8 protein-coding genes and 1 pseudogene are annotated in these 10,793 nt (G+C 59.1%); 4 read left to right on the forward strand and 5 right to left on the reverse strand.

Annotation, left to right across the window (positions count from 1 at the left end; translation table 11 throughout):
- From AB7I51_RS16580 to glmS, 4 genes are all read left to right on the forward strand, one after another.
- A partial coding sequence (locus AB7I51_RS16580) for a GDP-mannose 4,6-dehydratase (protein WP_428406327.1) occupies positions 1–200 on the forward strand: 200 nt, incomplete at its 5' end.
- A 306-nt stretch (positions 201–506) separates the two neighbouring features.
- A complete protein-coding gene (locus AB7I51_RS16585; RefSeq protein ID WP_428406328.1) occupies positions 507–965 on the forward strand; it encodes a hypothetical protein in 459 nt (152 codons plus the stop codon).
- A gap of 451 nt (positions 966–1,416) precedes the next feature.
- Complete coding sequence (gene glmU, locus AB7I51_RS16590; protein ID WP_428406329.1) at positions 1,417–2,775, forward strand: bifunctional UDP-N-acetylglucosamine diphosphorylase/glucosamine-1-phosphate N-acetyltransferase GlmU; 1,359 nt, start codon at positions 1,417–1,419, stop codon at positions 2,773–2,775.
- Positions 2,776–2,875: 100 nt separating this feature from the next.
- Positions 2,876–4,705: a glutamine--fructose-6-phosphate transaminase (isomerizing) gene (gene glmS, locus AB7I51_RS16595; protein WP_428406330.1), complete on the forward strand. Its 1,830-nt coding sequence runs from the start codon at positions 2,876–2,878 to the stop codon at positions 4,703–4,705.
- 101 nt (positions 4,706–4,806) lie between these two features.
- Here the strand turns inward: glmS and AB7I51_RS16600 are convergent, their stop codons facing one another.
- From AB7I51_RS16600 to tnpB, 5 genes and pseudogenes are all read right to left on the reverse strand, one after another.
- Entirely contained in the window at positions 4,807–5,706 is a 900-nt protein-coding gene (locus AB7I51_RS16600; protein WP_428406331.1) for a tyrosine-protein phosphatase, read from the reverse strand.
- A 265-nt stretch (positions 5,707–5,971) separates the two neighbouring features.
- Positions 5,972–6,405, reverse strand: a pseudogene (locus tag AB7I51_RS16605) (helix-turn-helix domain-containing protein); the annotation flags it as partial.
- Between the two features lie 56 nt (positions 6,406–6,461).
- The gene (locus AB7I51_RS16610) at positions 6,462–7,169 is read right to left on the reverse strand and encodes an undecaprenyl diphosphate synthase family protein (protein ID WP_428406332.1); all 708 of its coding nucleotides are present in this window, start codon (positions 7,167–7,169) and stop codon (positions 6,462–6,464) included.
- Positions 7,170–7,674: 505 nt separating this feature from the next.
- On the reverse strand, positions 7,675–9,234 hold the full coding sequence (locus tag AB7I51_RS16615) for a sugar transferase (protein ID WP_428406333.1): 1,560 nt from the start codon (positions 9,232–9,234) through the stop codon (positions 7,675–7,677).
- A gap of 1,382 nt (positions 9,235–10,616) precedes the next feature.
- Complete coding sequence (gene tnpB / locus AB7I51_RS16620) at positions 10,617–10,790, reverse strand: IS66 family insertion sequence element accessory protein TnpB (RefSeq protein WP_428406334.1); 174 nt, start codon at positions 10,788–10,790, stop codon at positions 10,617–10,619.
- Between the last annotated feature and the right edge of the window lie 3 nt (positions 10,791–10,793).

Genomic DNA, 10,793 nt, shown 5'->3' on the forward strand with positions numbered 1-10,793 from the left:
TTGACCACGCGGGCCTCGACATGGAAAAATTCGTCGTCATCGACCCCGAGTTCTATCGTCCGGCCGAGGTCGACGTCCTGCTCGGCGATTCCAGCAAGGCGCAGCGGGTTCTCGGCTGGAAGCCGGAAATCGATCTTCGTGAAATGATCTGCGAGATGGTTGACGCCGATCTCGATCGGCTGCGGCGCGAGTCGGACTAACCTGAGGCAAAGGGCGCGATGGCCGCCTTCGAGCGCATTTTGGTGACGGGCGGCGCCGGATTCGTCGGCAGCCACCTCTGCGGCGCTCTCGGCGTTTGATCCCGATTCATAGAGATCGGATTCAGGGAAGGCGGCATAGCTGTTGCGTATCTGCAACAGTTCGGAAAAAAGAACCCGACCATAATTGCGAGCCTTGTGAAAAATAGTTCATTTGCATAAAGTTAGCCTCAGGGTCCGCTCTTACTGCTTATTTTAAGAAGTTGCGGATTCAATATCGCTAACGGGTTGGGCAAAGGAGTCGCGATTATGAAAATCAATCAGGGGTTCATGTTGGCGGCGCTGCTCGCGAGCGGGTCAGTCCAAGCCGCTTCGCTGGAAGGCGTTCGGGGTGACGTTTGGATAGGGCGCGACAAAGGCTTCAGTTTGGTTAACGGCTCGACCGAACTTTCGCCCGGAGATAAAATTAAAGCTGGACGCAAAGGAGCCGCTCGACTCGTCTATTCTGATGGCTGCAGCGTGAATGTTGGCGCAAATTCATTGACGAGAGTCGCAAAACATTCGCCCTGTTCGTTCAATGCGCAGTTTGTCGATCCGTCGTCGGGCGGCTCTGAGTGGGTCGGCATTGGCCTAGGCCTGGCGACGGCTGGCGGCGGCCTCGCGGCAGGTCTCGCGTCAATCCACTCAGGCAGCACTAATTACGTACCGGTTCCCGTTTCCACTGTCTCGTCGGCTCCTCCCGGCAGCCCGGGCCCGGCGAGCCCCTGACGGTAAGTATGTTGGCTCGACTATGGAGCCGGTCTGGTTCTTTTTTCAACGATCGGCCTACTGTCCTGCCTCTTAATTTGAGGCGGGACAAAGGCCGGTTTCGTTTGTAAGCCATCTTGGACTACTTCGATTCCTTCATTGCTCACTGCATTTTTGCGTCGCGCAGACGCTCTGTTCAGTCGCGATAGGCGAGTCTTGGCCTTTGTGGCGCGATTGTTGTGGCGCCACCCGATTAACTCGCCCCACTTTCGCCCTTACGCTTACTCTACTCGTGGGTGTGCGCCTTGAACGCGCTCATTCGAACGCGATCCGACGTACGCGCATGGAAAACCCCGCTTTTCCGAAGAACAGGCCATCGGGTTTTTGAAGGAGCATCAGACGTGGATTGCGGCATCGGGACGCGACGTCGCCTCGCCGGCTCCTTGCGCAACGTCTAGCCCTTGGGCGCCTGATGCCGACAGAAAGAAGCGCGCTCGCGATCGTCCTCGCCGCCGGCGAAGGCACAAGGATGAAATCCGACCGTCCAAAGGCGCTGCACGAGGTCGCCGGCCGGTCCATGCTCGCAAATGTTCTGTCGAGCGCCGTCAAAGCTGGCGTCAGCCGAGTGGCCGTGATCGTCGGTCCCGGACGCGACGACGTCGGCTCTGAAGCGCGACGCTGCATTCCCGACGCGGAAATGTTCGTCCAGAGCGAAAGGCGCGGCACGGCGCATGCCGTTCTCGCCGCGCGCGCCGCAATCGCAGCAGGATGCGACGACCTCATTGTGCTTTTCGCCGATACGCCGCTCCTGACCGCGCCGACGATCGGCGCAATGCGCGCCGCCATCGCCGAGGGCGCCGCCGTCGCGGTTCTAGGCTTTGAAGCGTACAACCCCTTCGGCTACGGACGCTTGTTGCGCGACGCGGAGGGCCGCCTCGCCGCGATCCGCGAGGAGAAAGACGCGAGCGAGGAAGAGCGTGCGCTCACGCTCTGCAACGGCGGCCTGATGGCGATCGACGGCGCCCATGCACTGCGCCTGCTCGAAAAGATCGACAACAAAAACGCCAAGGGCGAATTCTATCTCACCGACGTCGTCGAACTGGCGCGCGCCGACGGCCGCGACGCCAAAGTCGTCATCGCCGACGAAAGCGAAGTGCTCGGCGTCAACGACCGGATTCAGCTCGCTCAGGCCGAAGCCGTCGCGCAGGCGCGCCTGCGGCGCGCCGCCATGGCGGGAGGCGCGACGATGATCGCGCCGGAAACCGTCTTTCTTTCCGCCGATGCGATGATCGGCCGCGACGTGACCATCGAGCCGCATGTCGTCATCGGCCCCGGCGTGACGATCGCCGACGGCGCCGTGATCCATTCCTTCTCCCATCTCGAAGGCGCAAGCGTCGGAAAGGGCGCGACGATCGGCCCCTTCGCGCGGCTGCGGCCGGGCGCGGCGCTTGCGGAAAAAGCCAAGGTCGGGAATTTCGTTGAGATCAAGAACGCCACTGTCGCGCAAGGCGCCAAGGTCAATCATCTGACCTATATCGGCGACGCCGACATCGGCCCCAACGCCAATATCGGCGCGGGAACCATCACCTGCAACTACGACGGCTTCCTCAAATATCGCACGACGATCGGCGCCAACGCCTTCATCGGCTCCAATTCGTCGCTCGTCGCGCCGGTGACGATCGGCGCGGGGGCCTATGTCGGTTCCGGCTCCGTCATTACGAAGGATATCGCGCCAGATGCGCTCGCGGTGGCGCGCAGCCGGCAGATGGAGAAGGCGGGCTGGGCGGTTTCGTTTCGCATGGCGCAGGCGGCGAAAAAGGCGAAGGATTGATGACGCCGCGCTTCTTGCGCGTATTCACCGTAGATCTGTCGTCGATCCCGCCCCCATTCGCTTCGGCGGCGCTCTTGCTACTATCGCTTTGGAGGTCGTCATGTGCGGCATTGTGGGAATTATCGAAACGGGTCCGGTCGCGGGGCGGATCGTCGAAGCGCTCAAGCGTCTCGAATATCGCGGCTATGATTCCGCCGGAATCGCCACGCTGGAGAATGGCCGGCTGACCCGGCTGCGGGCCAGCGGCAAGCTCAAAAATCTCGAAGAAAAGCTCGCGGCCGAACCGCTTTCCGGCGCGGTCGGCATCGGCCATACGCGCTGGGCGACGCATGGTCGCCCCACTGAGAACAACGCCCATCCGCACGCCAATGATCGCGTCGCAGTGGTTCATAATGGCATCATCGAGAATTTCCGGGAGCTGCGCGCCGAACTTTCGGCGAAGGGCCATGTCTTTTCGACCGAGACGGATTCGGAAGCGGTCGCCCATCTCGTCGCCGACGAGCTGAAGAACGGCGCGACGCCGGAGAAAGCCGTCGCCGCGGCGCTGAAGCGGCTCAAGGGCGCCTTCGCGCTCGCCTTTCTCTTCGAGGGAGAGAATGATCTCCTGATCGGCGCGAGACGCGGTTCGCCGCTCGCCGTCGGCAGGAGCGACGAAGGCGTCTATCTCGGCTCCGACGCTTTGGCGCTTGCGCCATTCGCGACATCAATCGCCTATCTCGACGAGGGCGATTGGGTGACGCTGACGCGCGAAGGCGTGCGATTCCATGACGCCAATGACGCTCCCGTCGAGCGGCGCTTTCAGCCGCTGCTCGCCGGCTCCTTCCTGGTCGACAAGGGCAATTACCGGCATTTCATGGCCAAGGAAATCCATGAGCAGCCCGAGGTCGTCGGCCGCACGCTCGCCCATTATCTCGATCTCGCCGAAGGGGTCGTGCGCTTGCCGTTCGACATCAAATTCGATCCAAAGGCGTTGTCGCGCGTGACGATTTTGGCGTGCGGCACGGCCTATTACGCCGGGCTCGTGGCGCGCTATTGGCTGGAGCGCTTCGCCCGCCTGTCGGTCGAAATCGACATCGCCTCCGAATTTCGGTACCGCGAGGCGCCGCTGCCCGAGAACGGGCTGACCATTCTCGTTTCGCAGTCGGGGGAAACCGCCGATACGCTCGCCGCGCTGCGCTATGCGCGCGAACAGGGCCAGCACATTCTCTCGATCGTCAACGTCGAAACGTCGACGATCGCCCGCGAGAGCGACACTGTCGCCCAGACATTGGCTGGCCCCGAGATCGGCGTCGCGTCGACGAAGGCATTCACCTGCCAGCTTGCGGTCTTCGCCTGTCTGGCGCTGGCGCTGGGCCGCGCGCGCGGCGTTCTGAGCAAGGAACGCGAACGCGAACTCGTCGCGGAGCTTGTCGCCGCGCCGGGTCAGATGGCGCAGGCGCTCGCGCGCGAGGCGCAGATCGAACCTGTGGCGCGCGACGTGGCGCGAGCGTCGAGCGTGCTCTATCTCGGGCGCGGCCCCGCTTTTCCGCTGGCGCTCGAAGGCGCGCTGAAGCTCAAGGAGCTGTCCTATATTCACGCCGAGGGCTATGCGGCGGGCGAATTGAAGCATGGGCCGATCGCGCTCATCGACTACGCCATGCCGGTGATCGTGCTGGCGCCGCCGGACGCCAGTCTCGAAAAGACCGTCTCCAATCTCCAGGAGGTCGCCGCGCGCGGCGGTCACTTGATTCTCATCGGCTCGCCGCATGCGCGGGACGCCGCCGCCGCCGAACTCGCCGGTTTTATCGAAATGGCGGAGAGCGTGGCGGGCCCGTTCGCGGTCATCGTCTACGCCGTTCCCGCGCAGCTGCTCGCCTATCACGTCGCGACCTTCATGGGCAAAGACGTGGATCAGCCGCGTAATCTCGCAAAGAGCGTGACGGTGGAGTAGGGCGCGTTGCTTAATTCTGAGGCCTTAAACCTCGGGCTCTGAACCTGGACAGATTGCGCGCAAATGTCAGCAAAGGGCAGCTGTTGAAGTTTAAGCTTCTCTTACCCAAATAAGCGGTTAAGCAATCCAGAAAAACCGCGATCTGCCCCGTGTCGGGGATTTTCTTCCGACCCGCTATTGCGCCGAATCCCCCTCCCTCGTGACCGATGTCCGCTAGAACGGCCCTCCAAACCGTGGCGGGCGCTCGAGTTCGAATCGTGTGCACGGGCAGGGGGGTTTACGTCAGAGGGAGCGACATTCTCCAAAATCGCTCGGGGACGAACAAGAACAAGTTGTTCCGCCTCTGATTCGCCCACCCATTTCGCCGCCGCCGTTCTCCCCTGCGCAAGGTCTGGCCTTCGGCGCCGCGCTCCGTGGGCGTCCGAGGCCAAAATATGCACCATTCCCTCATTCAGCAATCTCTCAGACCAATATTGAGGCCTCCTGCCGAAGGAGCCGGTTACTGAGCCAGAGGTGACTTGCATCCAGACGCCGGCGTGAAAGAGCTGAACGAACGTGTCAAAACGCGATTCAATCCACGTCAATCTTTCAGGATGTGTCAGAATTGGCACGTAACCTGCCGTCAGAAGCTCAAAGAAGAGATATTCGATGCGCGGCGGCGCGACGTGATGCGGGGGCTCCACAAGCACGTATCTGGTATCAGCGAGCGACAAGATTGCGCCAGATCGCAATCCTTCGGCCATATTTGGAACGATATGGGCGTCAGCGCCGGTCACCAGGCGCAAAGGAATCCCATGTTCATCCAGGCACTTTTGAAATTCATCGACCGCCAATCGAATTTGCGGACCGGAATTATCATACACGCCAGGGAAGATGTGGGGAGTGCAAGCCTGAACAGTGACGCCATTGGCAACAGCGACACGCGCCATCTCAAGCGCGATGTTCAAGTCGGCTGCGCCATCGTCAATTCCTGGCAAGATATGCGAATGCAGATCTATCATAAAATCAACCCCAACTCTGACGCCGGCAAACAGCTTAACTTCGCAGCAAATAAAGCCTTTTTTTTGACGTAACCACCATCCGAAATGTCTCCAGGCGCGGGTGGCGCCAACATAGAGGCGCTCCCGGCGTCATCGAAGTGAGATTAGATCGAAGCTAATCGCGTGGGGAAAAATCGGCTCGCCAAGTTCGCGAGTGCTGGATGGCGGGGTTTGGAGTCGCGCCGCGCCCAAGTGGGAGGGCCTAAAGTTACTGCATGCCCTCTACACGGACATTTCGGAGACGATGCGGCTGGAGCCGATGATTTTCCCAGAGGCGTTGCACGGCGCGCAATGAGATACTTGCGACTTTGGCCATGGCGCGGCCGGTCCAATGGCTGGCAGCATCCGGCGGCTCGGCGCGGGTCAGTTCCAGAACTCTGCCGGCGATCTTCTGCGCGAGCGGCGCGCGTCCCGGTTTGCGGGTCTTGTCGCACAGCAGGCCGTCGAGGCCCTCTTGTGCATATCGCAATTGCCAGCGCCAAACCGCCGGGCGGCTCATTCCCGCGCGCCGAGCGACTTCGAGAACCGGCAACCGCTCGGCGGCATGGAGCACGATCTTCGCGCGCTGGATACGCTTCAGGGGTTGAGAACGTTCCGAGGCGAATGCCTCAGCCGCTTGCGGGCTTCGTCGCAGAAGATGATGCTGACAGTCTGGGCTATGAGCCCAGACTCGCACGCCGCGCCGAACTTGTGAATCCTACGTCGGCCTCAGTGCACTAGCGACCTCCGAAACGCCGGTGCCTGCGGGCGTAATCTTGAATGGCCATCTCGAAGTCAGCCTCGCCGAAATCCGGCCAATCAATGGGGAGGAAGTAAAATTCTGCGTAAGCGGCCTGCCAAAGAAGAAAATTTGAAAGGCTCTGGTCCCGTGACATTCCGATGATTAAATCAGGATCTGGTAAGTTTAACGGGGATATCTTTTCTGATATTTTATTCACATTTATATTGTTAGCCTGTATTTCGCCGCTCACCACTTCTCGCGCCAACCTCCGCACAGCTTCCACTATTTCTTTTCGAGAATCGCACTCAAGGCAAAGAAATATTTCGATATTTTCGTTGTCGATTTTCCGAATTTTACTGCTCGCAAAATCCATCTCTGAACCCTTTACTCTAATGTTAGCGCCACGAACACTAAGATCATGAAGCCACTCTTCAAGACCGATTTGGAATAGTTTGCTTGCTCCCTTACCGGAGAAATACCTAGTCGCAGAACGAAAATCTATTGTGAGGTAGGGTATCTTGAAACGAATGGCTGCATTCGCCGCGCAGCGCAATGCCCCGATGCTCTGTCTCAGAGTTCGGCAATAATCGATGTCTTGCTTTGTCGCCCAGCCCTCTATGCCCTCTGCTATGAGGGCGACGTGAGACGGAGTGGACCCAGTCGAATGCCCTCGGGTTAGCATCGACAGCATAGGGATATTCATAAAAACGCGTATCCTTTCAGCAGTTTAAATCATAATGCCACGAACTTTATCCAAAAGACCACCCTCGACCCCGCCGGCGCAGAAAAAGAGGAGCAGCGCTAATCCTTGCCGCGACCTGTTCAGGGGACTTCGGCATCACTGCGTCACCGACCGCCCCATTAAAAATTCCGGAGTGCTCTAAACCCAAGTTGGCGGCGAAATCCCCAGCTGAGCAGACTCTGTCAACACGAACGCTAAGAGTCGGCGGGTAGCAGAACGAAACGAGCCCCGACGACGTGCGGTGCGCCGTCCCTGCCGCTATTCCATCGCCGACGGCTCAAAACATGTCTCCATGCGGGTTCACGATCGCACAGCGATGGTCGCTTCACCCGCTGCAAGCTGCTCTCGCTAGAGAACCAACGGCCCAAGCTGGGGACGAGAAGCCCATGCACATGAGCGCAAGTAGGACTGGAGGCGCAGGCACAAGCGGCAGGTCCGATACTTCGCGTGAGGCGCGCTATTCCGATCAGATTTGAACGGCTCTGTCTTTCAATAGCGAGACTGGGCCTTCGCCCACGGTTTCGGCTGCTAATTGCCGTTCCCCCTCAACGAGGTTGCGAGCCGCCATATGCTCCTCCCGCCACCGCATCGCCTGTTTCAAAGCAAGGTCATCCACCTTCTCGCCCTTAAATGCGAACAACAGGGTGCTCACCACGATTCTCAGATCTAGCCACAGCGACGCGTGATGGATGTACCAGATGTCCAGTGCATCCTTTTCCTCTGGCGTCACGATAGTTCCGCCGTTGAGCTGCGCCCATCCTGTTATGCCGGGCCGCGTCAGAAGGCGCAGACGCGGATCGCTCGGCTGATCGTGAGGCAGGAGTGGGCGCGGACCAATTAGCGACATATCGCCAATCAGCACGTTCAACAATTGTGGAATTTCGTCCAGTCGCGCCGCGCGGATCGCGCGGCCAATTTTGGAGAGACGTTGCTCTTCGGGAATTTTTCTGCCGCCTCTATCGTAAGGCGCGCGATAGGTACGGAACTTGTACACGAGAAATCTACGCCCGTTCTGTCCGATTCTCTGTTGCCAAAAGATCATTGGGGCGCCGACATCGACAAGAACCAAATAGGCGGCAATTAACGTCAGCGGCATGAGCGCCAGGAGCAACGCGCTGGCCCCTATAAAATCAATAACGCGTTTCAACTTAAAATAACCGCCAAGTCTCGTGGCGTCATCGGCGTCGCTGCGCCAGTTATCGGAAGCGCATATGATCGAAGGCGTCAAATTCAACGCCTCGGATATCCGTGCAAACTTGAGTCCTCGCGTCGCACATTGCTCGCTCACCCTCTCTATAGTGTCATCCGACAAACTTGTTACATCGTCTGAAAGCCAAACTTCGTCGATTTCAACGCCGTGAACGGCAAATTCGTCGACGATGGCTTCAAAATCTTCCACCGATCCGACGATTTTTACCCCAGCGATAGCCCGTCCGATTAGGGCCTCGCGAGGGTCAATTGCGGCGACCGCCTGCGTCGTCCGTGGACGCTGATGTTCCAGCAGCTTTGCTGTCAACGCCGAAAATCGATCGGCGCCAATCAGGATTATGCGCCGCAAGTCTTGTGGCGCTGCAGTGGCTTCGTGCTTCGCTTTGTGTGTAATGAGTTTCTGATGGTAGACCCTCGCTATCGCCCGGTCGACGATCAAGCCGGCGCCCAGGACCAACCCACAAATAAGCGGCGTAGAGCGCGGCACGCCGTCGAGGCGAGTCAAAACGAACAGGAAGAGGCTACTGGAAGCGACTGTCGCTGCCACGGCAGCGCAAACTGCGAAGGCGTCGTGAACAGAAAACAAATGGTTCATTCCCTCGCTGATCCGAAAAACTAAGAACGCCGGAATCGCGCAGATGATGGTCACAAGTATATATTGATAGCCGGGGGGAATGCCTTCCGTTGCATCGCCAATGTCGAGAAGATTTGGATCGCGCAGCGCGAGGGCCAAAATTGGCGCGGCAATCGCCCAGAAGACATCAAGGGGAGCTATTTTCGATAAACCTGCCTTCGATGTCGGAACACGCTTGAACATGATAAGCCATCCGTCAAATATGTAAGCTTGTCTGGGAGTTACTTTGCACCAAAATGCGGCGAAAAGTTGCGCGTCGACTGAACAAGCCTGTCAATTTCTTGATTTTTTAGTCGCACATGGTTAGCACCGAGAAATATCCCGACGGGCTTTGATTTTGCGCGGGTTCCTTGCGACGACGCACTCGCTTGGCGCACTGAAAGGCCGGAGAGTCCATACAGACTCGTTAAGACGAGCGACCTGACTGAATCGCGAGCCTCTTCCGCGGCGCCGGCTAGAAAACTGATGCACAATGCTCATGCCGACGACTAGAAGGGCGCGACTGATCCGATTCAGATGCACGATCGAACTCGGCGAGAAGCGTTCGTCCGCTCAGATTGCGCACATGTCCAGCTGCGCGCCCGGTGTTCTTTGTAGCTGGGATCCGTCGCCTGAGACGAAGCGCTTGGCCGCACTGCGCGCCTTCCGCTTTATCTGAACGGTCGCCTCGGCGCCTCGGAAGCTCGAAAAGCTCCGTAAATGAATGCCCATGCGAAAAAAGCCGCCGCTAACCACAACGCCATGGCTGGATAGCCAAGTACACAAATCCTGAGAACGACCGCGGCTACCACTGCGAGTCCCATCACAGTCAGAAGCAGCCGCCCCACTCCTTTAGGAATGGCAGGTCTGATCCCAACTCGAATCCGTTCCGCAAGCGCCACCTTCTTCTTTCCTTTCGCGCTTTCTTTATTGATTGGGACGCTCTATTCCGAAGCCAGCTATTCGCTCCTCACAGAAAACGCGCTAGCGGCCGGAAAGTTCCCGATCCGGCCTGTCGACCGCATCAGTGCAGAACGCCAGCGCATCTCATCCGCCCCCCATCTGAGCAATTCGAAGGTTGAAAGAGCTGAGTTGAAACGGCCGGACTACCGGCCGGGCTCTCCGCTCGAAAGGTCATCCTACAGGGGGCTCAGGAAACGCGGATGTGTCCACATCCAGAGTTTCTGACGAAACCTGTCATCACTCCGTGCGAGGAACGCTATGGATGAATCGCGAACCGTGGAAGGGGCCAGAGGCGCATAACCGCCGATCTCCGATGCGGGCGCACCAACGGGATCTCAGCTAAGGCGTCCGCACCGTAACGCGACTGGACTCGCTGCCGACAATGTTCATTCGTGATCGCGTCGATTGCATCCAGCTCTTTGTCGGAAAAATCTCGAGAACGTGAAGGGCATGTAGCAGTTTTCTTCCCGACACGAAGATCGCAGGCGTCGTCTCGAGGGCCAGCCTTCCTTATCAGCTAGCGCGGTCCGGACGAGTGTGCTCGCCGGAGAGGCGTAGTTCGGTGAGAAGAAGGTCGACGCGGGCGGCGTCGGTTTTTTCGCGCGCCTTTCTGCCGCGGCTCCTTAGCGAGAGGCGGTCGCGTTATTGACGGCGAGCGCCGGAGCCCAATGCATGCCCGAATAGGGATCAGCGCGGAGAACCTGCGCGACATCGGCGGCAAGTCCATCAAAGCCGCGCCGCATGTCGACCGGCTTGCATGCCAGATACACCTTCACCCCCGGCGCGAACTGAAGCATCAA

The organism is Methylocystis sp. (genome assembly GCF_050246715.1).
Taxonomy (GTDB): domain Bacteria; phylum Pseudomonadota; class Alphaproteobacteria; order Rhizobiales; family Beijerinckiaceae; genus Methylocystis.